Here is a 21,400-nt window from a genome sequence, read left to right as displayed (position 1 = left end):
GAAGGAGTCCGATGTCATGATCAGCAAGCGGATCGCCGCCGCGCTGGCGGGTGCGACGACGGTGTCGCTCCTGCTGGTCGCCTGCGGTGACAACGGCGGCCAGTCGCCCGCCTCGTCCGGCGACAGCGTCAAGAGCCTCACGATCCTGGACTACTACAACAACGACCCGGACAAGTCCCTTGTGCAAAAGGGACTCGACTCCTGCGCGTCGAAGCTCGGCATCACGATCCAGCGGGAGACGGTGCCTGGTGACACCTTGATCCAGAAGGTGCTGCAGCAGGCGTCGTCCAAGACGCTTCCCGACGTGCTCATGCTCGACAATCCCGACGTACAGCAGATCGCCGCGACCGGTGCGCTCGCGCCCCTGAACGACATGGGTCTGAACGCCGACGGCGTCATTCAGGGCATGGTCGACGCGACGTCGTACCAGGGCAAGCTCTACGGACTCGCGCCGGTGACGAACACGATCGCGCTGTTCTACAACAAGGACATGCTCGCCGAGGCCGGCGTCCAGCCGCCGAAGACCTGGGACGAGCTGAAGGCCACGGCGAAGAAGCTCACCAAGCCCGGCCGGTACGGGATCGCGTTCAACGCCAACGCGACGTACGAAGGTTCCTGGCAGTTCCTGCCGGCGATGTGGACCAACGGCGGTGACGAGACCGATCTGACCAGCCCGCAGGTGGCGGAAGCCCTGCAGCTGTGGGTCGATCTGGTGAAGTCGGGGTCGGCGTCCAAGAGCGTCATCAACTGGACGCAAGGCGACGCGAAGGACCAGTTCGCGGCGGGTAAGGCCGCGATGATGGTGAACGGCCCGTGGCAGATCCCGGCGCTGGAGAAGGTCCCGAACGTCAAGTGGGACGTGGTCACGTTCCCGCTGAACAAGCCGGACCAGACGCCGGTCGCGCCGCTCGGCGGTGAGGCCTGGACGGTCCCGCTGAACAAGGACCAGGCCAAGCAGCAGAAGGCCGCGGACTTCGTGAAGTGCCTGAACTCGGACGAGAACGAGCTGGCCTGGGCGAAGGCCCGGTTCACCCTCCCGACCAAGACGGCGCTGCTGGACCAGTACGCCAAGGAGGTGCCGTCGATGAAGGCGTTCGCCGAGCAGGTGAAGACGGCCCGGGCCCGGACCGGCAAGCTGGGTGACAAGTGGCCGGACGCCGCGAAGGTGATCTACCAGGCGATCCAGCTGGCGCTGACCGGTAAGGCCTCGGCCCAGGACGCCTTCAAGCAGGCCTCCGGCGGCTGACGGCATGGTGACGCTCACACGTACGACGGTGGCCGGCCGCGCGAAGACGCGCGGCCGGCGCCACCGGGGCGAGACCCTCACCAAGGTCCTGTTCGTCCTGCCGGCCGTGGTGGCGATGGTGGCGCTGTTCGGCTACCCGGTGGTGAAGAACCTGTTGATGAGCCTGCAGGACTACGGGCTGAAGACCTTCTTCACCGGGGTCGCGCCGTGGGTCGGGCTGAAGAACTACAGCACGGTCGTGACGGACAAGCTGTTCTCGGACGCGATGGTGAACACCGCGCTGTTCACCATCGGGTCGATCGCCTTCCAGTTCGTGATCGGGCTGGGGCTGGCGCTGTTCTTCCACAAGAAGTTCCCGTTGAGCGGTCTGCTGCGTTCGCTGCTCCTGCTGCCGTGGCTGCTGCCCCTGATCGTGTCGAGCGCGACCTGGCGGTCGATCCTCGAACAGGACAGCGGCATCCTGAACCGCACGCTGCTGAAGCTGCACCTGATCGGCGATCCGGTGCCCTGGCTGAACTCGCCGTCGGTCGCGCTGATCGCGGTGATCGGCGTGAACATCTGGATCGGCATCCCGTTCAACGTGACCCTGCTGTACTCCGGTCTCGCGGAGATCCCCGACGAGCTCTACGAGGCCGGCCAGCTCGACGGCGCCACCGGCTGGCGCGCGTTCTTCCACATCACCTGGCCGAACCTGCGGTCGGTCGCGAGCGTGGTGCTGATGCTCGGCGTCGTCTACACGATCAAGGTCCTGGACATCATCCTCGGTCTGACCGGCGGTGGACCGGCGAACGCGACCCAGACGCTGGCGACCCAGTCGTACGAGAAGTCCTTCGTCGACTTCAAGTTCGGCCAGGGTGCGGCGCTGTCCAACATCCTGATCGCGATCTCGTTCGTGTTCGCGATCTTCTACCTGCGCGGCACCCGTCGTGCCGTCGACGAGTAGGGGGAAGAGCATGATGCGACGTACGGCGTACACCGTGATCGGCGTACTGATCCTGTGCGTGATGCTGTTCCCGGTCTACTGGATGCTGAACGCCTCGCTGCAGCCGTCCGGAAACACGCTCACTGCTGGATTCCTGCCGCTGCATCCGACGTTTTCCGGCTACAAACGCGCCCTCGACGAGCAGGGCGGAAACCTCGTCACAAGCCTGATCATCGCGGCCGGGACCGTGGTGCTGAGTCTGGCGATCGCGACCCCGTGTGCGTACGCGTTGTCGCAGTTCCGGTCCCGCTGGGTGTCGGTCGGGCTGCTCGCGATCCTGATCTCACAGATGATTCCGGGCATCGTGATCGCGAACGCGCTGTACACGGCATACGAACGGATCGGCCTGCTGAACTCGATCCCGGGGCTGATCGTCGCCAACTGCAGCAACGGGATCCCGTTCGCGATCCTGATCCTGCGGTCGTTCATGCTCTCGCTGCCGCCGTCGCTGGTGGAGGCGGCGCGGGTCGACGGCGCCGGGTTGTTCCGGGCGTTCGTCGCGATCGTGCTGCCGATCAGCAAGAACTCGCTGATCACGGCCGGGTTGTTCAGTTTCCTGTTTTCCTGGAGCGATTTCCTGTTCGCGCTGACGCTGACCACGAAGGGCGGCGTCCGGCCGGTCACGCTGGGGATCTACCAGTACCTCGGCACGCAGGTGCAGAACTGGAACGCGGTGATGGCCACCGCGGTCCTCTCGGCGGTCCCGGCCATCGTGCTGCTGATCGCCGCGCAGAAGTACATCGCCGCCGGTGCCATCGGCGGAGCCGTCAAATAACCCTTTACACACAAGGAAGAACTATGACGATTCGCGTACTCGTCTGGGGCGAGAACCGGCACGAGCAGGTGGAACCGCATGTCCGGGAGATCTATCCCGACGGCATGCACGAGACCATCGCCGCCGGGATCCGCGAGAACCTCGAGGCGACTGTCACCACGACCACCCTCGACGAGCCCGAGCACGGTCTGACCGAAGAGGTGCTGGCGGAAACCGACGTACTGGTCTGGTGGGGCCACGCCGCGCACGGCGAGGTCGAGGACAAGGTCGTCGACCGCGTGTACCAGCACGTGCTGGCCGGGATGGGCCTGATCGTGCTGCACTCCGGGCACTGGTCGAAGATCTTCGGCAAGCTGATGGGTACGACGTGCACCCTGCGCTGGCGCAGCGAACGGGACCGCGAACTGGTCTGGACGGTCGCCCCGACCCACCCGATCGCGCAGGGCGTCCCGCACCCGATCGTGATCGACCAGCAGGAGATGTACGGCGAGTTCTTCGACATCCCGGTCCCGGACGAACTGGTCTTCGTGTCGTCGTTCTCCGGCGGTGAGGTGTTCCGCTCCGGCTGCACGTTCCGCCGCGGGCACGGGAAGATCTTCTACTTCTCGCCCGGTGACCAGGACTACCCGGTTTATCACCACAAGGACGTGCGTAAGGTGATTGCGAACGGCGTCGCCTGGGCCCGTTCCGACCGGCCCGAGCGCGCGGTGCCGACGCTGCTGCGCTACGAGACCGGCGACTTCTTCAACGGACATGGGTACACCGGACCCATCGAGGAGCCTGCCGATGCCTGAACCCTTGCGACTGCTGCAGGTCGGCGCCGGCGGGATGGGGCGCGCCTGGCTGCGCACCATCGCCGCCAACCCGGACGTCGTCCTCGCGGGACTCGTCGACCTCGACGTCGACGTGGCCCGGGCCGCGGCCGACGAGCACGGGTTCGGCGACGTACCGGTGGCCGCCTCGCTCGGCGAGCTGGCCGACCGGGCGGATGCGGTCATCGACGTGACAGTTCCGCTCGCGCATCCGAAGGTCAGCGTGGACGCCTTGCTGCGTGGGCTTCCGGTGCTCTGCGAGAAACCGCTGGCCGAGACGGTGCGCGAGTGTCTGCAGATGGTCGCGGCGTCGGAGGTGAGCGGCAAGCTGCTGATGGTCTCGCAGTCCCGCCGGTACTTCCGGGCCGTCGCGGCGTTCCAGCGTCAGCTCGCCGAGCTCGGCCCGATCGGGACGCTGTCGTGCGAGTTCTACAAGGCTCCGCACTTCGGCGGGTTCCGGGAGCGGATGGCCGAGCCGCTCCTGGTCGACATGGCGATCCACCAGTTCGACCTGTCCCGCAAGCTGATCGGGTCGGAGCCGGTGTCGGTGTACTGCGAGTCGTACAACCCGTCCTGGAGCTGGTTCGACGGCAACGCGGCCGCGTCCGCGATCTTCAGGTACGCCGACGGCACCCGCTTCTCCTTCACCGGCAGCTGGTGCGCGGCGGGACTGGAGACATCGTGGAACGGCCGCTGGCGCGCGAGCACCCCCGGCGGTACGGCGACCTGGGACGGGGACAACGGACCGGTCGCCGAACTGGCGTCCGGCGAGGCACTGCCCGCGGTGATGGCCGACGAACCACAGGAGATCGCCGGTTCGTTGGTCGAGTTCGTCGACGCGGTCCGCAGCTCGACGATCCCGCAGTCCGAGGTGCACTCCAACGTCGTCAGCATCGCCATGGTCGAGGCCGCCGTACTCTCGGCCAACACCGGCGTACCCGTCCGTATCGCTGACGTCATCGCCGCCGCCTACACCGAAGCCCTGGCAACCACCCAGGACGCAGCGCTGCACGCGGCGCTCACGGCGTGGCCCAATCCGCTGAAGGCAGTCGGCCTGGAACCCTGATCTTTCAGTTCCTGCAACGGGGCGGTGCGGACATTGCGCTTGCTGCAATGTGCGCGCCGCCCTTTGACTGGTGGGCATGAAGAGTTCGGTGTTTCGGGTTGAGCAGATGCAGGTGCCGGGCGGGTCCGAGGACATCGTGCGGGGCGGGCGGGACCTGTTCGGTCTGCTGCCTGCGGCGTTGCACGATGTGGAGCGGATCGGCGTCCTCGGCTGGGGACCGCAAGGACGCGCGCAGGCGCTGAATCTGCGGGACTCGCTGGAAGGGACCGGTCTGGTCGTGTCGGTCGGTCTGCGGCCGGGGTCGGCATCGGCGGAGGACGCACGGAGGCATGGGTTCAGCGAGGACGACGGGACGCTGGGGGACTGGCTCGAGGTGGCCGCGGTCTCGGACCTGGTGATCCTGCTGATCGCGGACGCGGCGCTGGCGGCACATCACGAGGAGATCTTCGCGGTCCTGAAGCCCGGGGCGACCGTTGGCCTGTCCCACGGTTTCCTGCTGGGTCATCTGACCTCGATCGGCAGCGCCTTCCCTGACGGGCATCCGGTCGTCGCGGTGTGCCCGAAGGGAATGGGGGACTCGGTACGGCGCCTGTACCAGCAGGGCGCCACTGTCAACGGGGCCGGGATCAACGCGAGTATCGCCGTACATGCGGATCCGGACGGGCACGCGTGGGACCGGGCGCTCGCGTGGTCGATCGGGCTCGGGTCGCCGTACACGTTCGCGACCACGTTGCGGTCCGAGTACCTGTCGGACATCGTCGGTGAGCGGGCGATCCTGCTCGGAGCGGTGCACGGTCTGGTGGAGGCGCTGTACCGGTACTTCCGGATCGAGGGCGCGGACCCGGTGACGGCGTACGAGCGGTCCACCGAGGCGATCACCGGGCCGATCGCGCGGACCATCTCGACCGAAGGTCTCGCGGCCGTGCGGGCGGCAAGCGGGGACGAGGAGCTGTTCGACCGGGCGTACTCCGCGGCGTACGGACCGGCCCGTGACCTGGTCGCCGAGGTGTACGACGAGGTTGCCGACGGCACCGAACTGCGCAGCGTGATCCTCGCCGAACGCCGACTCGCCACCCGTCCGATGACCGAGATCGGCGGCAGTCCGATGTGGTCGCACAGCGCCGAGGCCCACGCCCGCCGGGGTACTGCGCCGGCCCGCATCGATCCACTGACCGCCGGGTTGTTCGTGGCGACGATGACGGCGCAGGTGGACGAGTTCGCGGCCCGCGGTCACGCGTGGTCCGAGATCGTCAACGAGTCGGTCATCGAGGCCGTCGACTCGCTCCTCCCGTACATGCACGCCCGCGACGTCGCCTACATGGTCGACAACTGCTCCCGCACCGCCCGCCTCGGCACCCGCCGCTGGGGGCCCCGTTTCCAGGCGGCGTACGAACAGCTCACCCTCCCGAACCTCGACCACCCCGCCGATCCTGAGCTCATGAAGGGTTTCTTGGAGAATCCCGCCCACGAAGCGCTCGCCGCGGCGGCCGAGCTCCGCCCATCCGTGGACATCTCCGTTTAGCCTAGGCGCCATGACGCCCTCTACGACGCGGTTGCGGCTGGTTCCGATGCGGCCTCGGGATCCGCAGGAGCCTGGACGGACCGCGTCGTCGCTGGAGTTGTTCTTCGATCTGGTGTTCGTGGTCGCGGTGAGTGTTGCCGCGGCGCAGCTCCATCACGCGCTGTCCGAGAAGCACATCGCCGAGGGCCTGCTGTCCTACGGGATGGTGTTCTTCGCGATCTGGTGGGCGTGGATGAACTTCACCTGGTTCGCCACGTCCTTCGCGACCGACGACTGGCTGTACCGGGTCCTCACGATCGTGCAGATGAGCGGTGTCCTGGTGCTCGCCGCCGGGATCGAGCCGGTCTTCACCGACCGCGACTTCACCGTGGTGGTGTTCGGCTACATCGTGATGCGGGTCGCGATGATCGCCCAGTGGCTGCGGGCCTCCCACACGGCAGGGGAGAGCCGGCAGGCGACCCTCCGGTACGCCGCCGGGATCGCGATCGTGCAGGTGCTGTGGCTGACCACGCTGGTGATGTCCGAGAAGATCGTCGTCGTCGCCTGGTTCGTGTTCGTGCTGGCCGAGCTGTCCGTACCGGTGGTGGCGGAGCGACGCTGGACGACACCCTGGCACCCGCACCACATCACCGAGCGGTACGGCCTGTTCACGCTCATCCTGCTCGGCGAGAGCCTGCTCGCCTCGGCGAACGCGATCTTCGACGCCGTCCATGAGCACGAGCACCTCGGCGAGCTGATCGCGCTGTCGGTGCTCATGCTGGTGGTCACCGCCGCGCTCTGGTGGATCTACTTCTGGCCGCCGCACCACACCGCGATCACGTCGTTCGCCCGCTCGATCCGCTACGGGTACGTGCACTACTTCGTGTTCGCCGCGGCCGGCGCGTTCTCGGCGGGGATCGAGGTGGAGATCGACAGCATCACCCACCACACCGAGCTGAGTGAGCTCGCCGCGTCCTACACGGTGACGATCCCGATCGCGATCTTCGTCCTCGGCATCTGGTGGATCGCCCTGCGCGACAACGCGGACCGCGTGGTCAACATCGTCGTACCCGTGGGCGCCGTACTCGTGCTGCTGGACCCCCTGATCCCGGTCCCGTTCGCGCTGACCGCAGTCTTCATGGCCCTGATCGTCGTCACCCTGGTCCTGCGACCACCGGTGGAGCGGTCAGCCTAGTTCGGCGAGGGCGGTCGCTACTCGGCCGTGAGCTGCCTCCAGGGCGGCTCGGGCGGCGGGGATGGGAGTGCCGGTCAGGAGGTGGACGAGCGCGGGTTTCAGTTCGCCGTCGGCTTCGGCCAGGGCGGCTTCGCAGGCGGCGTCGTCGGCGCCGGTGGCCTCGGCGAGGATGCGGAGCATCCGGCCGCGGAGCTTCTTGTTGGTGGCGACCAGGTCGACCATCAGGTTGGACCAGGTGCGGCCGAGCTTGATCATCAGCGTCGTCGAGAACGCGTTCAGGATCATCTTCTGCGCGGTGCCGGCCTTCAGCCGGGTCGAGCCGGCGATCACCTCGGGGCCGGTGTCCGCGGCGATCACGACATCGGCCAGCGGCGCCAGCGGGGCGTCCGGGTTGGACGTGACCAGCACGGTGGTCGCCCCGGCCGCGCGGGCGGCCTTCAGGGCACCGGCGACGTACGGCGTGCTCCCGGAAGCAGCGAGGCCGACGACGAGGTCCTGACCGGTGACGGCGGCCGCGTCCCGGGCGCCGCCCTCCTCGGAGTCCTCGACGTTCTCGACCGCGCGGAGCAACGCCTCCGTGCCGCCGGCGTGGTGGGCGACCACCAGCCCGTCCGGGACGTGGAACGTGGGCAGCAGTTCGGCGGCGTCCAGGGTCGCCAGGCGTCCCGACGTACCGGCGCCGAAGTAGTGCACCCGGCCACCGCCACGGACCGCCTCGACGGCGGCGTCCACGGCCTTGGTCAGCTCCGGGATCACCGCGCTGACGGCCCCGGCGACCAGGGCGTCCTCGTTGTTCAGCAACTGGAGGATCTCGGACGTGCCCACCGCATCGATGGCCAGCGTTCTCGGGTTGCGCTGCTCGGTCGGTGAGGTCACGAGATTATGTTAGTTTTCTACTGAAGGTTTTTCAATTCCGTTCATCGTTGACGGAACTGATCGACCTCAGTCGGATCCCTTGAGCCGGTGCCCGCGGACCGCGCTGGCGGTCTCCTCGAGGGCCTTCCGCGCGTCCGGCAGCACCTGCTGCGCGACTCCGATGAACAGGCAGTCGATCACCGTCAGTTGCGCGATCCGGCTGGCCATCGCGCCCGATCGGTACGTCGTCTCGCGCGCGGCCGTGGTGAGGACGAGGTCCGCTGTACGGGCCAGCGGCGAGCGCGGGAAGTTCGTCACCGCGACCGTGGTGGCGCCGTGCTTGGCCGCCTCCTCGAGCGCTTCGACGACCTCGACCGTGGTGCCGGTGTGCGAGATGCCGATCGCGACGTCGCCCTCGCCGAGCAGCGCGGCACTCGTCAGCGCGATGTGCACGTCCGACCAGGCGAACGCGACCCGGCGGATCCGGTGCAGTTTCTGCTGCAGGTCAAGGGCCACGAACGCGCTCGCGGCGAAACCGTAGAGGTCGACCCGGGAAGCGTTCACCACCGCGTCGACGACCTTGGCCAGCGCGTCCACGTCGACCTGCTGCGCGGTCTCGCGGACCGCGCGCTCGTCGGCGAACGCGACCTTGCTGACCACGTCGGCCAGCGAGTCGCCCGGCTCGATGTCCCCGCCGACCTCCGGCCGGATGCTCTCCTGCGCCGACTGGGCCGCCAGTTGCAGGCGGAGCTGCGGATAGCCGGGGACGCCGATCTGCTTGCAGAACCGGATGACCGTGGTCTCCGAGGTGGACGCCACCTCGGCCAGTTCGGAGATCGTCATCGCCGCCACTCCGCCCGGGTCCGCGAGGACCGCGTTCGCAACCCGCTGCTCGGCCGGCGCCAGCGCGGGCATCACCGCGCGGACCCGGACCAGCAGCGGCCCCGTGGGTTCTGGAGAGGTTGTTGAATTCATGGCAGCCACGGTACGGCGACTATGCACGAGATGGGGTCATCGACGCGAAAGTCTCCAACCTGTTGCGGTAAATGATTCCGGCGATCGTTCACCGTCGAGAAGTTGACCAGCCCCGCTCGTGATCTTCACACCGTCGATGTACACCCCGCGGCCCTGGTACAGCGGGTCGGAGGTGTACCGCCAGCGAACGGTCTGCTCGCCGGCTTGGAGCTCGGCGGTGACCTGGTGCCAGTGCCGGTCACCGGAGCCGCTGATCGAGCCGTCGGTGTCGATCACCGAGCCCCGGTCGCGCACCGAGAACGGAACCTTCGTCCAGGTCGTTCCGTCCGTGGAGGTCTCCAGGTACAGCAGATTGGAGACCTCGGTGTCGACGAACAGGTCGAACGCGAGCTTCGCGCCTTCGGCCGGTACGGCGACCTTCGCGTCGAGCGTGCTGGTCGCGTTGTCCGTCGTACCGGAGAACCAGGCGTCCTTGCCGTGCCGCGGGCCGACGCCGAGGGCGAGTGCGAGGCCCTGGGCAACCGCACGGCGGGCCGGGTTGTTGCTGCCCCAGTTGCGGCTCGGGTGCACGCGGTTGCTGAGCAGGATCGCGAACGAGCGGGAGTCGAAGTCGATCACCAGCGACGTACCGGTGTAGCCGGTGTGGCCGGCCGTGCGGGGTCCGGACAGGCCGCCCATGTACCAGCGCTGGTTCAGCTCGAAGCCGAGGCCGTGGTCGTTGCCGGGGAAGCCCTGGTTGAAGTTCGTGATCATCGCGGTCACCGAGGATTCCTTGAGGATCCGGGCGCCGCGGTAGCTCCCGCCGTTCAGGAACGTCTGCGCCAGCACGGCCATGTCGTCGGCCGTGCTGAACACGCCCGCGTGGCCGGCGACACCGCCGAGGGACCAGGCGTTCTCGTCGTGCACCTCGCCCCAGACCATGCCGCGCGGCGGCGAGGCCTGGTACTCCGTGGCGGCGATCCGCTGCTTCTTCTTCGGGTCGGGGTTGTAGCCGGTGTCGCGCATCTGCAGCGGTTTGGTGATCCCGTCGGCGACCAGCTTGTCCAGCGTTTTCCCGGTCACCCGGTGCGCCAGCTCGCCGAGCGCGATCAGGTTCAGGTCGCTGTAGAGGTACGTCGAACCCGGTGGGTTCTGCAGTTTCGCGGTCAGCGCCATATGCAGTCTGGACGCGGGATCCGGCTGGGCGCTCCACAGCGGGAGCCAGGACGGAAATCCACTCGTGTGCGTAAGTGCTTGCCGCACGGTTACGGTTTCCTTGCCGTTTTCCGCGAACTCCGGGATGTAGGTCGCGATCGGCGCGTCCAGGTCGACTTTGCCCTTCTCGACCAGCTGCAGCACGACGATCGACGTGAACAGCTTGGACACCGAGGCCATGTCGAAGATCGTGTCGGTGCGCATCGGGAGCTGCTGGTCCGGCGGCAGCTCGGTACCCTGCCCGTCGGCGTACTTCAGCGCCAGGCCGGTCGCCGTCCGGGTGACGATCTTCCCGTTGTGGCCGAGCAGCGTGACGGCGCCGGCGTACAGCGGTTTCGTCGCTCCGCTCGGCTGGGTCCAGGCCGCGACCTGGGCCAGCGCGGCGTCGATCGGCGCGGGGTCCAGGCCGGCCTTCGCCGGGGTCGCGTCGCGCAGCAGCGTGGTCTTCGGCGCATAGCCGTCGTACGGCTGGTCGAACCGGCCGGAGTTGTTGCCGCTAGCAACAGCAGGGGAAGCCATCGTGAGTATCACCGCAGACGTCGTCGTGACCGCAGCCCACCGCTTCATCGGTGCGCTCCCTTGTAGAGAAGGTACTTCGCCCGCCGGGCCGTCCAGGCGTCGGTCTCGGACCTCCAGGCGGCGACGATCTCCTCCGCGGTCGCATCGGCCAGCAGCATGGTGCGGAACCGATCGGACCCGGTGAGCAGGTCGATCCACCGGCCGGGTGGGGTCTCCGCCCGCCAGGTGAATCCGGGGTAGAGCTTACGGGCCTCGACGATCATGTGCGTCGCCACGGTGATCGCCTCGACCTGGTGCGGGTCGAGGATCTGCACCTGGAGGCCGGCACACAGGACGTTGGCGTTCTTGCTGATCGTCGGCGTGAAGTACGCCTCGCGGAACGCCACGCCCGGAATGTTCCGGGCCTGCAGCGCCTCCGCCCAGCGGTGGTCGACGTACGGCGCGCCGATCAGCTCGAACGGCCGCGTCGTACCGCGGCCCTCGGACATGTTGGTCGCCTCGAACAGGCACAGGCCCGGGTACAGCAGCGCGGTGTCCGGGGTGGGCATGTTCGGGCTCGGCATCACCCAGGTGAGGCCGGTGTCGTCGTACAGCTGGTCGCGCTTCCAGTTCTTGGTCTCGATGACGGTCAGTTCTTTCAGCCGGCCGCCGTTCGGTTCCAGCGGCAGGTACTCGGCGTCGAACATCCGGGCCAGCTCGCCGACCGTCATGCCGTGCTGCTGGAGGATCTCCTTCTTGCCGACGCCCGAGGTGTAGCCGGGTTTCAGCATCGGGCCGCGCGCGTACCCGCCGACCGGGTTCGGGCGGTCGAGGACCACGAAGCGGGCGCCGGTGCGGACCGCGGCGAGCATCGCCTCGAACATCGTCCAGATGTAGGTGTAGAACCGGGCGCCGACGTCCTGGATGTCGAACACAACGGTTTCCACACCGGACTGGGTGTAGAGCTTCACCAGTTTGTCGGCGTTCGCGCCGTACGCGTCGTACACCATGATCCCGGTGCGCGGGTCGACGTGGTCGCCCTCCGAACCGCCGGCCTGCGCGCTGCCGCGGAAACCGTGTTCTGGACCGAACACCGCGACGATGTTCACCTTCCCGGATGCGTGCATGGTGTCCACGATGTGCGTGAAGTCCGGCAGGATCCCGGTCGGGTTGCTGATCACGCCGACCTTCTGGCCGGCCAGGGCGCCCCAGCCGTCGTTCGCGAGTACCTCGGCGCCGGTCATCACCTTCCGGCTGGTCACGGCCTGCCCAGCGTGTGCCTGGGGTATGTCGATCAGCGGGGCGGCGGCGACTGCACCGGCGCCGGCAAGCAAACTGCGTCGCTTCATGAGAGGTCTCCTCAGGGACGGAACGAGAGGTCGGCGATCATCGGACGGTGGTCACTGGCTGCCTCGGCGACCGGGACCTCGGCGGGTACTTCGGCACTCCGCACGGTCAGGCCTTTGCCGACGGTGACGAAGTCGATCCGCTTGTTCGCGGCGACCGCCGGGTAGGTGTTCGGTCCGCCGCTCGTCTTACCGGCAGCGGTCCACGAGTCCGTCAGCCGGGTCCAGAGCCCGGCGAGCTCCGGTGCGGTGGCCTCGGCGTTGAAGTCACCGACCAGGACCTGCAGGTCGCGACGGCTGTCGGCGGCGAGGATGTTCAGGGTGTCGTCGACCTGGGCCCGCCGGACCGACGGATCGGCGCGATAGTCGAGGTGGGTGCAGTACACGTGCAGCCGGCGGCCGCGGACATCGACCTCCGCCTCGAGGAAACCGGGTGCCGGCGCGGGGACCGGGTTCGGGTCCTGGGTGGAGAGCCGTGTGATCGGATGGTTCTCGAAGCGCACCAGCGGGAACCGCGAGAGCACGCCGACGCCGTACTGGCGCCGCGGTCGACCGGCTGCAGGCGGGTCGAGGTCGTAGATCGGTGCGAACGCCGGGTACATCCCGAGCTTGCCGGCCAGCTCGGCGAGCGTGTCCAGCCACTGGCTGCGGTCGCCCCAGTGCACGTCGACCTCCTGCAGCCCGATGATGTCCGCGTCCAGCGCCTTGATCGCCTGCGCGGTCCGGTCGAGGTCGAATACGTTGTCCTCGCCGGCGCCGGCATGAATGTTGTACGAGGCAACGGTCAGCCGGGTGACCTCGGGGTCGAAGGTGAGCCCGTGGCCGAACGGGTACAGCGTGGGAGCCGGACCGGGACGGTTCGGATCCGGCTTGGCCGGGATCTCCACCGGAAGCTTTCCGGCCGGCGCGATCTCGCCGTACAGGACCTTGGCGACGGCCTCCATCGACACGGCCGCATTGCCGTACGTGACGAGCGACGTCGGCGGTTCGGTCTGGAAGTACGCGACGTCGTACGGGTCGCGGACCGGGACCACGATCACCGGACGGCCGGTGGCGAGCAGCGTGTTGACGAGCTTCTGCTGTTTCGCCAGCTTGTCGGTGACCGTGGTGTCCCAGGCCTTGTTGGTGAGGACGACGGTCAGGTCGGCGTTCGCGGCGGCGGCCACCGCGTCGGCGATCTTGGCATCGGTCGGCGTCGTGCCGGTGTCCTTCACGATCGCGGTCGCGCCCCGGCTCTGCAGTGCGGTCGCCAGCGTCTTGGGGCTGTATCCCGCAACGACGATCGTGCGGGGCGCGGGGGAGAGCGGGAGCAGGTCCGCGTCGTTGCGCAGCAGCGTGATACTGCGGTCCGCGATCCGCTGGGCCTCGGCGTAGTTGGCCGGCGTACCGACGACGGTGGCGATCCGGGACAGGTCGACGTACGGCGCGTCGACGACGCCGGTGGCGCGCTTGAGCCAGAGGATGCGCGCGACGCTCTCGTCGATGCGGGCCTCGCTGATCCGGCCGCCGCGGACGGCGTTCAGGACCGAGTTGTACGCCAGCCCCGGATCGACCGGCATCAGGAGCTGGTCGACACCGGCCTCGATCGCCCGGAGCGGGATCTCCGCGTCGCCGTACTTGTCGCGGACCCCCTTCATCCCCAGCGAGTCCGTGATCACCACGCCGTCGAACCCGAGCTGCTGTCGCAGGATCCCGGTCAGGATCGGCTTGCTCAGCGTCGCCGGGTCACCGGACGGGTCGAGTGCCGGTACGACGATGTGCGCGGTCATGATGGAGTGGATCCCGGCCCGGATCGCGGCCTGGAACGGCGGCAGGTCGATCCGGGTCCACTCCTCGCGGGTGTGGTGGATCTCCGGGATGCCGACGTGGCTGTCGGTGTCGGTGTCGCCGTGCCCGGGGAAGTGCTTCGCGGTCGAGACGATCCCGCCGTCGCGCTGGTAGCCCTTGACCTGGGCAGCGACGAGTTCGGCGACCAGCGCCGGGTCGGACGAGATCGAGCGGACCCCGATGACCGGGTTCAGCGGGTTCACGTTGACGTCGGCGTCCGGTGCGAAGTCGGTGGTGATGCCGACCGACTTCATCTCCCGGCCGCCGATCCGCCCCGCGGATCGCGCAAAGGCCGCCGACCGGGTCGCGCCGAGCGCCATCCCGCCGGGGAACTGGGTCGCGGGCGGTCCGAAACGGAAGACGACGCCGTACTCCTGGTCGGTGCTGATCTGCAGCGGGACGCCGCTGGCGGCGAGCGAGGCGGCCTGCAGTCCGTTCGACAGCCGGCCGATCTGGTCCGGGTCGCGGACCGAATCGGTCCAGGCGAAGTAGATGACGCCGCCGAGGTTGAACTTCGCCACCACCTCGGCCGGCGTGGCCACGCCGTACAGGCTGGTGTTGCGGGCGTCGGCTGTGTCGGCGGTCGGTCCGTAGGCGTAGCAGACGAACAACTGGCCGACCTTCTGCTCCAGTGTCAGCCGGCTCAGCGTGTCGCGGACCCAGGGGTCGCGCTGGGCGTTTGCGGTCATGGTGCCTGCGACCGTCGATCCAGCGACGGCGGCCGCCGCTAGTCCGAGGGTTTGGCGTCGGGTCAGTTCCATCGGTGTCCCCAACTCAGTCCGGGCGGGCGTGGGCGAGCGCCAAGGTAATTGAATTACAGATATTCCCCCGCGACGCGAAAGTTACCCACGCGCGCACGGTGGGTCAAGAGTCGGTGACCGCCGGCTGACCTCCACCTCGCCCGCCGGCGCCGCGACGGCGAGCACCGCATCCGGCCAGCGCAGGTGTGTCACCACCAGCCCAGGCACGGACTCGACCGCACCACCGCCGAGCGGCATCTCCCGCCGCAACCCCGCCTCCCCAAGCCCAACCCCGAGCGCCTTCCCCACAGCCTCCTTACCCGTCCACAACTGAAGAAACGCGACCAACTCGTCGTCCTGCCGCCCCATCCACTCCAACTCCCGCGGGGCAAACCACCGCCCAGCAAGCCCCGCGACATCCCTCGCCCGGACCTCCTCAACATCCACCCCAACCGGCCCGCCGTACGACGCAGCAACAGCGATCAGGTGGCGGGAGTACGAGATGCTCACCGCCAACCCGGGGATGTGTGGTCGGCCGCTCTGGTCATGACGGAGGGTCGGGTTGTCGACGAGCGTGCTCCCGAGCGTGCGCAGCAGGTTGTGGGCTGCGAGCCGCGGCTCAGCACCGACCGGCGCCAGCCACACCTGGACGGGACGTCCCACGAGAAGAGCGTATCTGAGCGTCATGTCGACAAAGTGATGTGGTAACTGGTCCTGTCTGGTGGTGGGGAACTGGATCTGTGGGGCGTACCGGTTTGGCTTTAGCTTCTTGGTATGGCCACCGTGTGCGAGGTTCCTGCAGTCAGTGTTAGCCCGCTTCTGAGTAGGCAGTTCGTGCGGTTGTTGGTGATGGTGTTTGGGTCGGGGCTGAGCATGTATCTGCTGACCTCGGTGGTGCCGATGTATCTGGCGGCCAACGGGTCTGGGGGTGTGGGGGCGGGGCTGTCTACTGCGGCGATGATGTTTGCTGCGGTGGGGGTTGAGTTGGTGGTGCCGCGGATGTTGGCGCGGCGGGGTTATTAGGTTGTGTTGGGGTTGGGGCTGGTTCTGCTGGGGGCGCCTTCGCTTGTGCTGCTGGGGTCTGCGTCGCTTCCGGTTGTGCTGGCTGTGTGCATCGTGCGTGGTGCGGGGCTGGCGATTCTGGTGGTTGGGGCGGTTGCGCTGGTTGCCGACCTGACGCCGCCGGCTCGGCGGGGTGAGGCGCTTGGGGTGTACGGCGTGGCCGTTGGTGTGCCTGCGGTGATCGGGCTGCCGCTCGGGGTTTACCTCATCGACGTGATCGGGTTCGGTGCGCTGTTCGTGCTGGCGGCCGTCGCTTCGCTCGCCGGGCTGGTCATGCTGGTCGGTCTGCCGGCGCGGATCGCTGTCGAAGAGCAGCACGTGAAGGTGCTGGGCGGCGTACGGCGGAGTGGGCTGTTGATGCCGACTCTCGTGTTTGCCGCGGTGACTGTCGCGGCTGGGATCAGCGTCACGTTCCTGCCGCTGGCCGTTGCCGGGGACAGGCAGTCGATGGTCGCGTCGGCCCTTCTGCTGCAGGCGATCGCGGCGCCGGCGGCGCGTTGGTTGGCCGGTCGGTACGCCGACCGCATCGGTCCCGCGAAGCTCCTCGCGCCTGCCCTCCTGCTCGCTGCCGTCGGGGCCGGATCGCTGATCTTCCTGCCCAGCCCGATCGCGATCCTGATCGGCTCCACCTGCTTCGGCGCCGGCTTCGGCGCGGCGCAGAACCTGACGCTGACCCTCATGTACAACCGCGTGGAGCGCTCCCGCTACGGCCAGACCAGGTCAGCGCCCTCTGGAACCTCGCGTACGACGGCGGCTGGGGCCTCGGCGCACTGGCCTTCGGCGCGATCGTCGGCGGCACCGGCTATCCCATCGCGTTCGCGTTGACCGCCGCGGTCGTAGCACTGGCCGTCGTACCGGCCGTCAGAGCTTCCGTAGTCAGAGCTTCCGTAGTCTGACCCAGCGGACGGCGTGGTCGGGGCCTTTGCGGAGGACGAGGGTGGCGCGGGAGCGGGTGGGGAGGATGTTCTCGCGCAGGTTCGGGCCGTTGATGCCGTCCCAGAGCGACTCGGCTTTCTTGATTGCTTCCTCGCGGCTGAGTTCGCCGTACCGGACGAAGTACGACTCGGGGTTGCGGAACGCCGTTTCCCAGAGTTTGAGGAAGCGGGCCACGTACCAGGAGCGGACGTCGTCGGCGGCCGCGTCGACGTACACCGAGAAGTCGAAGAAGTCGCTGACCGCGAGACCGCTCTTGCCGTCCGCGTGCCGGGGCGCGGGCTGCAGGACGTTCAGGCCCTCGAGCAGCAGGATGTCCGGTTGCTCGACGGTTGTCCGTACGCCTTCCATCCGGTCGTAGTGCAGGTGGGAGTAGACCGGCGCCTCGACCGTGTCCATTCCGGACTTCACCTCGACCACGAAACGCAGCAGGGCTTTGCGGTCGTACGACTCCGGGAAGCCCTTGCGCTGCATCAGGTTGCGGCGTTCGAGTTCGGCGTTCGGCCAGAGGAACCCGTCGGTGGTGACGAGCGCGACCCGCGGGTGCTCGGGCCAGCGAGCCAGCAGTTCGCGCAGCAGTCGCGCGGTCGTGGACTTGCCGACGGCAACCGATCCGCCGATCCCGATCACGAACGGGGTGCGGGTCTCGACCTGCTTGCCGAGGAAGCTCTCGGTGTCGGCGTGCAGCGCGCGGGCGTGCCGGACGTAGAGCGAGAGGATCCGCGACAGCGGCAGGTACACCTCGCGGACCTCGTCCATGTCGATCTCGTCCCCGAGACCGCGCAACCGCTCGACCTCGTCCGCCGTCAGCGGGGAGACGGTGGTCTCGGCCAGTTGCGCCCAGGTGGCCCGGTCGAGCTCGGTGTAGGGAGTCACCTCCCGCGACGGCTGCAGCATGTGGCCCATTCTTCCCATCGGCGCCGGATGCACCACATCGGGAGGGCGTGGCCTTGGTCTCAGAGTGTCCCGGAGTGTCCCGGTGTGTCCCGGTGTGTCTCAGTGTGTCTCAGCTACGGTACGGTCTCGAAACTTTCGGTCACCAGGTCGTGACCGTGTGGTGTGTAAGTATCACCCTTCGATGACCGCCGATTCCGCCTGGCTTGGTACGCAACGCCTGCCCGAGGTGACCGTGCATGCCTCGGGCGTGCTCGCGCAGACGATCCGCGCCGAGGTCCGGCAGATCCGTCGTTTCCGCACCGACGTACAGATCGCAGTGTGCACGTTGACCCGGGTCCGGGAGACGGCTCTCTGGCAGGAGGTCGAGGCCGCGGTTCCCGAGCACGGGCTGGGCGTCGAGGGGTTCGTGGTGGTGCGACGGGGCAACGATCTCGTGGTCGCGGCCGAGGGCGGGCACGGCTTGCTGTACGGGTACTTCTACGTGCTGCGGTACTTCGAGTGGATGAGCGGCGACTTCACCGTCGTCGAGCAGCCCGCCGTACCGATCCGGATGCTGGATCACTGGGACGAGCTGTCCGGTGTCGTACGGCGCGGATACGCGGGCGGATCGATCTTTTTCCGCGACGGTGCGGTGGTACCTGACCTCACACGGGTTCGGGCGTACGCGCGGTTGCTGGCGTCGATCGGGATCAACGCGGTCGCGCTCGCCACCGCCGAACTGCCCGACGTGGCGCGGTTGGCCGGCGCTTTCCGTGAGTACGGGATCGCGCTGAGCCTCGCGGTCGACTTCATCGACGACCCGCGCGACGAGCGGGTCGCGCGCTGGTGGGACGCCACGATCGCCCGGGTGTACGACGTCGTACCGGATCTCGGCGGTCTCGTCGTGCGGACGGCCCGTGATCCCGAGGGCGCGAACCTGCTGGCGCGGGCAGTGGCGCCGTACGGCGGAAGCGTTTTCTGGCGATGTTCCGGCGCGGAGCCCGAACAGGACTGGCGGGATCGGCGGGCGGATCGGGCGCGAGCGGCGTACGACTCGTTCATCGCGCTGGACGGGCGGTTCGAGGAAAACGTTGTCTTGCAGGTCAAACACGGGCCGTTGGACTTCCAGGTCCGGGAGCCGGTCGCCCCGCTGCTCGGGGAACTCCAGGAAACCGTTTTCGGTGTCGAGCTGCAGGTCACGCAGGAGTACTCCGGCCAGCAGCAGGACCTCTGCTACCTGGGGCCCTGGTGGCGGGAGATCCTGCAGTTCGACACGACCGGTGGCGGGGGCGTGACCGTTGCCGACCGCATCGGTGCGATCGTTGCCGTGTCGAACGTCGGCGACGACCCCAACTGGACCGGGCACAAGCTTGCGCAGAGCAACCTCTACGCGTTCGGCCGGTTGGCGTGGGACCCGGCCGCGGACCCGATCAGCCTGCTGCACGAGTGGGTGGCCGCGACCTTCGCGATGGACGACCGGACCCGAAGCGAGCTGGTGACCATCCTGTCCGGGTCGTGGCAGACGTACGAGCGGTACACCGCACCGCTCGGCGTCGGGTTCATGGTGACGCCGGGAACGCATTACGGGCCGAGCGTGAACGGGTACGAGTACTCGGGCGCGGGGACGTACCACTTCGCGGATCGGTACGGCGTCGGCGTGGACCGGACGGTCAAGACGGGATCGGGGTTCACCGGGCAGTACCCGGAACCCCTCGCGAGTCTGTACGAGGACGTGTACACCTGCCCCGACGAGCTGCTGCTGTTCTTCCACCACGTGCCCTACGACCACGTGCTGCAGAGCGGCAGCACCGTGCTGCAACACATCTACGACACCCACTTCCAGGGGTACGCCGAGGTAGAGGCGATGGTCGCGCGCTGGCAGGTGATCGCCGAGCGCTTCGAGCCGGCCATCCGCGCGAACATCACCGCCCGCTTCGAGGCCCAGCTGTCGAACGCCCGTGAGTGGCGCGACCAGGTCAACACGTTCTTCTACCGGCTTTCCGGCGTACCGGATGCCGACGGCCGCACGATCCATAGGTAGGCTGTTCGAAAGTTTCGGATCGGGAGGCGTCGTGGCCGAGCGGCCGACCATTGCGAAAATTGCGGAGCAGGCCGGGGTATCGGTGCCGACCGTCTCCAAGGTGCTGAACGGGCGCGCGGACGTGGCGGCGGCGACCCGGGCCCGGATCGAGAGCCTGATCCAGGAGCACGGGTACCGGCGGCGGAGCTCGAGTACATCTGCCGGCCCGATGATCGACCTGGTGTTCAACCAGCTCGGCGGCGAGTGGGCGATGGAGCTGATCCGCGGCGTCGAGGAGGTCGTACGTTCCGAGGGCGTCGAGCTCGTGCTGTCCGAGTGCGGCGGGACGCTCCGGCCGCGGCAGGAATGGATCGAGTCGGTGCTGAACCGGCGGCCGCTCGGCGTGATCATGGTGTTCTCGGACCTGGACGCCGACCAGCGTGCGCAGCTGGAGGCGCGGCGGATCCCGTTCGTGGTCGTAGATCCGGTCGGTGACGTGGGGGACGACGTACCGTCGATCGGCTCCGCGAACTGGAACGGCGGCCGCCTGGCGACGACACATCTGCGGACGCTCGGTCACACCCGGATCGGGATGATCGGCGGTCCGATCGAGACGCTGTGCTCGCGGCAACGCGTCGACGGGTACACCGATGCGCTGCGGTCGACCGGTGTCGATGTGGATCCGGGGCTGATCCGGTGGGCCGACTTCGAGGTCGCCGGCGCCCATCGCGAGGCGCTTGCCCTTCTCCGGCTCCCCGACCGGCCCACCGCGATCTTCGCCGGCAGCGACATGCAGGCCTTGGGCGTCTACCAGGCTGCCCGTGAACTCGGGCTGGAGGTCCCGCGGGACCTGTCGGTCGTCGGGTACGACGACCTTCCGGTGGCGCAATGGGTGACTCCGACCCTCACCACGGTCCACCAGCCCCTGCAGCAGATGGCCGAACTCGCGACCCGCGTCGTACTCGATCTCTCCCGAGGCCGCACCCCCACCGCCCTCCGCCTGGACCTGGCGGTCGACCTGCGAATCCGCCAGTCCACAGCGTCTCCCTCTAGCTAGGTTGGGGAGAGTTTTGTGCCGAATCGGGCGGGAAACCCTCCCCAACCCGGAAGGTGCGGGGCGAAGGGGGCGGTTAGGGTGGGCTGCATGATCGTCGGCGTGGGTATCGATGTGGTCGACGTGGATCGGTTCATGCGGACGCTGGAGCGTACGCCGGGGTTGCGGGATCGGGTGTTCACCGCCGTGGAGGCGGTGAAGCCGCCGGCGTCGCTGGCGGCACGGTTCGCCGCCAAGGAGGCCTTGGCGAAGGCGCTCGGGGCGCCCGCGGGCATGCACTGGCACGACGCCGAGGTGCAGACCGACGAGACCGGGCGGCCGTGGCTGGAGATCACCGGTACCGTCGCGGCGCAGGCAGCCAAACTCGGCGTACAGAGCCTGCACCTCTCGTTGAGCCACGACGCCGGCATCGCTTCCGCAGTAGTCGTCCTGGAGGGCTGACC

General features: G+C 68.2%; 19 protein-coding genes. 12 read left to right on the top strand and 7 right to left on the bottom strand.

All coding sequences use genetic code 11. The features are described 5' to 3' along the window. The first annotated feature begins 16 nt into the window (after positions 1-16). The 7 genes from EV137_RS29250 to EV137_RS29220 all read left to right on the top strand — a co-directional run bounded on the left by EV137_RS29250 (position 17) and on the right by EV137_RS29220 (position 7,577). Entirely contained in the window at positions 17-1,246 is a 1,230-nt protein-coding gene (locus EV137_RS29250) for a sugar ABC transporter substrate-binding protein (protein WP_134008658.1), read from the top strand. Between the two features lie 4 nt (positions 1,247-1,250). Continuing rightward, the gene (locus EV137_RS29245) at positions 1,251-2,189 is read left to right on the top strand and encodes a carbohydrate ABC transporter permease (protein WP_133782148.1); all 939 of its coding nucleotides are present in this window, start codon (positions 1,251-1,253) and stop codon (positions 2,187-2,189) included. Between the two features lie 10 nt (positions 2,190-2,199). Continuing rightward, positions 2,200-3,003 (top strand): carbohydrate ABC transporter permease, encoded by an 804-nt coding sequence (locus EV137_RS29240; protein WP_134008664.1) that lies wholly within the window; start codon positions 2,200-2,202, stop codon positions 3,001-3,003. 23 nt (positions 3,004-3,026) lie between these two features. After that, positions 3,027-3,797 carry a ThuA domain-containing protein gene (locus EV137_RS29235; RefSeq protein WP_134008668.1) on the top strand — a complete coding sequence of 257 codons (771 nt, stop codon included), beginning with the start codon at positions 3,027-3,029 and terminating at the stop codon, positions 3,795-3,797. Continuing rightward, the gene (locus EV137_RS29230; protein ID WP_134008671.1) at positions 3,790-4,881 is read left to right on the top strand and encodes a Gfo/Idh/MocA family protein; all 1,092 of its coding nucleotides are present in this window, start codon (positions 3,790-3,792) and stop codon (positions 4,879-4,881) included. The genes EV137_RS29235 and EV137_RS29230 overlap by 8 nt, the downstream gene beginning before the upstream one ends. A 76-nt stretch (positions 4,882-4,957) precedes the next feature. Beyond that, on the top strand, positions 4,958-6,403 hold the full coding sequence (locus EV137_RS29225; protein WP_134131536.1) for a ketol-acid reductoisomerase: 1,446 nt from the start codon (positions 4,958-4,960) through the stop codon (positions 6,401-6,403). 10 nt (positions 6,404-6,413) lie between these two features. After that, positions 6,414-7,577 (top strand): low temperature requirement protein A, encoded by a 1,164-nt coding sequence (locus tag EV137_RS29220; protein WP_202871191.1) that lies wholly within the window; start codon positions 6,414-6,416, stop codon positions 7,575-7,577. On the opposite strand, the gene murQ is transcribed toward EV137_RS29220, so the two are convergent. The 6 genes from murQ to EV137_RS29190 all read right to left on the bottom strand — a co-directional run bounded on the left by murQ (position 7,569) and on the right by EV137_RS29190 (position 15,675). Continuing rightward, positions 7,569-8,453: an N-acetylmuramic acid 6-phosphate etherase gene (gene murQ, locus EV137_RS29215; RefSeq protein ID WP_134008677.1), complete on the bottom strand. Its 885-nt coding sequence runs from the start codon at positions 8,451-8,453 to the stop codon at positions 7,569-7,571. The genes EV137_RS29220 and murQ overlap by 9 nt on opposite strands. Before the next feature lie 66 nt (positions 8,454-8,519). Then, positions 8,520-9,407, bottom strand: coding sequence for a MurR/RpiR family transcriptional regulator (locus EV137_RS29210; RefSeq protein ID WP_131335130.1), 888 nt, complete (start codon positions 9,405-9,407; stop codon positions 8,520-8,522). Positions 9,408-9,443: 36 nt separating this feature from the next. Next, a complete protein-coding gene (locus tag EV137_RS29205; RefSeq protein ID WP_134131535.1) occupies positions 9,444-11,168 on the bottom strand; it encodes a serine hydrolase domain-containing protein in 1,725 nt (574 codons plus the stop codon). Further along, on the bottom strand, positions 11,165-12,448 hold the full coding sequence (locus tag EV137_RS29200) for an exo-beta-N-acetylmuramidase NamZ family protein (RefSeq protein ID WP_134131534.1): 1,284 nt from the start codon (positions 12,446-12,448) through the stop codon (positions 11,165-11,167). Before EV137_RS29200 ends, EV137_RS29205 begins: the two co-directional genes overlap by 4 nt. An 11-nt stretch (positions 12,449-12,459) precedes the next feature. Beyond that, positions 12,460-15,033, bottom strand: coding sequence for a glycoside hydrolase family 3 N-terminal domain-containing protein (locus EV137_RS29195; protein WP_238175622.1), 2,574 nt, complete (start codon positions 15,031-15,033; stop codon positions 12,460-12,462). An 81-nt stretch (positions 15,034-15,114) separates the two neighbouring features. Next, positions 15,115-15,675, bottom strand: a complete 561-nt coding sequence (locus tag EV137_RS29190) for a 4'-phosphopantetheinyl transferase family protein (protein WP_202871190.1) — start codon at positions 15,673-15,675, stop codon at positions 15,115-15,117. A gap of 111 nt (positions 15,676-15,786) precedes the next feature. Between EV137_RS29190 and EV137_RS41570 the strand changes: the two genes are divergently transcribed. Further along, entirely contained in the window at positions 15,787-16,035 is a 249-nt protein-coding gene (locus EV137_RS41570) for a hypothetical protein (RefSeq protein ID WP_238175621.1), read from the top strand. A gap of 3 nt (positions 16,036-16,038) precedes the next feature. Next, the gene (locus EV137_RS29185) at positions 16,039-16,899 is read left to right on the top strand and encodes an MFS transporter (RefSeq protein WP_311136386.1); all 861 of its coding nucleotides are present in this window, start codon (positions 16,039-16,041) and stop codon (positions 16,897-16,899) included. Between the two features lie 51 nt (positions 16,900-16,950). On the opposite strand, the gene coaA is transcribed toward EV137_RS29185, so the two are convergent. Then, a complete protein-coding gene (gene coaA / locus EV137_RS29180; RefSeq protein ID WP_166680041.1) occupies positions 16,951-17,904 on the bottom strand; it encodes a type I pantothenate kinase in 954 nt (317 codons plus the stop codon). A gap of 181 nt (positions 17,905-18,085) precedes the next feature. On the opposite strand from coaA, the gene EV137_RS29175 reads away from it, so the two are divergent. The 3 genes from EV137_RS29175 (at position 18,086) to EV137_RS29165 (ending at position 21,398) form a co-directional block, all read left to right on the top strand. Continuing rightward, positions 18,086-19,924: an alpha-glucuronidase gene (locus tag EV137_RS29175; RefSeq protein ID WP_134131532.1), complete on the top strand. Its 1,839-nt coding sequence runs from the start codon at positions 18,086-18,088 to the stop codon at positions 19,922-19,924. Positions 19,925-19,955: 31 nt separating this feature from the next. Further along, positions 19,956-20,960 (top strand): LacI family DNA-binding transcriptional regulator, encoded by a 1,005-nt coding sequence (locus EV137_RS29170; RefSeq protein WP_238175619.1) that lies wholly within the window; start codon positions 19,956-19,958, stop codon positions 20,958-20,960. Between the two features lie 87 nt (positions 20,961-21,047). Further along, the gene (locus tag EV137_RS29165; RefSeq protein ID WP_130384581.1) at positions 21,048-21,398 is read left to right on the top strand and encodes a holo-ACP synthase; all 351 of its coding nucleotides are present in this window, start codon (positions 21,048-21,050) and stop codon (positions 21,396-21,398) included. Positions 21,399-21,400 lie beyond the last annotated feature (2 nt).

Source organism: Kribbella pratensis, assembly GCF_004366075.1.
In the GTDB taxonomy this organism is placed as follows: Bacteria; Actinomycetota; Actinomycetes; order Propionibacteriales; family Kribbellaceae; genus Kribbella; species Kribbella pratensis.
This window is presented reverse-complemented; position numbering and strand designations above follow the sequence as displayed.

Bases quoted from the DNA above. Each gene is read 5' to 3' on its own strand.
- EV137_RS29220 (WP_202871191.1), top strand. From the start codon at position 6,414: ATGACGCCCTCTACGACGCGGTTGCGGCTGGTTCCGATGCGGCCTCGG.
- EV137_RS29210 (WP_131335130.1), bottom strand. From the start codon at position 9,407: ATGAATTCAACAACCTCTCCAGAACCCACGGGGCCGCTGCTGGTCCGG.
- EV137_RS29200 (WP_134131534.1), bottom strand. From the start codon at position 12,448: ATGAAGCGACGCAGTTTGCTTGCCGGCGCCGGTGCAGTCGCCGCCGCC.
- EV137_RS29175 (WP_134131532.1), top strand. From the start codon at position 18,086: ATGACCGCCGATTCCGCCTGGCTTGGTACGCAACGCCTGCCCGAGGTG.
- EV137_RS29165 (WP_130384581.1), top strand. From the start codon at position 21,048: ATGATCGTCGGCGTGGGTATCGATGTGGTCGACGTGGATCGGTTCATG.
- EV137_RS41570 (WP_238175621.1), top strand. From the start codon at position 15,787: ATGGCCACCGTGTGCGAGGTTCCTGCAGTCAGTGTTAGCCCGCTTCTG.
- EV137_RS29250 (WP_134008658.1), top strand. From the start codon at position 17: ATGATCAGCAAGCGGATCGCCGCCGCGCTGGCGGGTGCGACGACGGTG.
- EV137_RS29205 (WP_134131535.1), bottom strand. From the start codon at position 11,168: ATGAAGCGGTGGGCTGCGGTCACGACGACGTCTGCGGTGATACTCACG.
- EV137_RS29195 (WP_238175622.1), bottom strand. From the start codon at position 15,033: ATGGAACTGACCCGACGCCAAACCCTCGGACTAGCGGCGGCCGCCGTC.
- EV137_RS29240 (WP_134008664.1), top strand. From the start codon at position 2,200: ATGATGCGACGTACGGCGTACACCGTGATCGGCGTACTGATCCTGTGC.
- EV137_RS29230 (WP_134008671.1), top strand. From the start codon at position 3,790: ATGCCTGAACCCTTGCGACTGCTGCAGGTCGGCGCCGGCGGGATGGGG.
- EV137_RS29235 (WP_134008668.1), top strand. From the start codon at position 3,027: ATGACGATTCGCGTACTCGTCTGGGGCGAGAACCGGCACGAGCAGGTG.
- EV137_RS29245 (WP_133782148.1), top strand. From the start codon at position 1,251: ATGGTGACGCTCACACGTACGACGGTGGCCGGCCGCGCGAAGACGCGC.
- coaA (WP_166680041.1), bottom strand. From the start codon at position 17,904: ATGCTGCAGCCGTCGCGGGAGGTGACTCCCTACACCGAGCTCGACCGG.
- EV137_RS29225 (WP_134131536.1), top strand. From the start codon at position 4,958: ATGAAGAGTTCGGTGTTTCGGGTTGAGCAGATGCAGGTGCCGGGCGGG.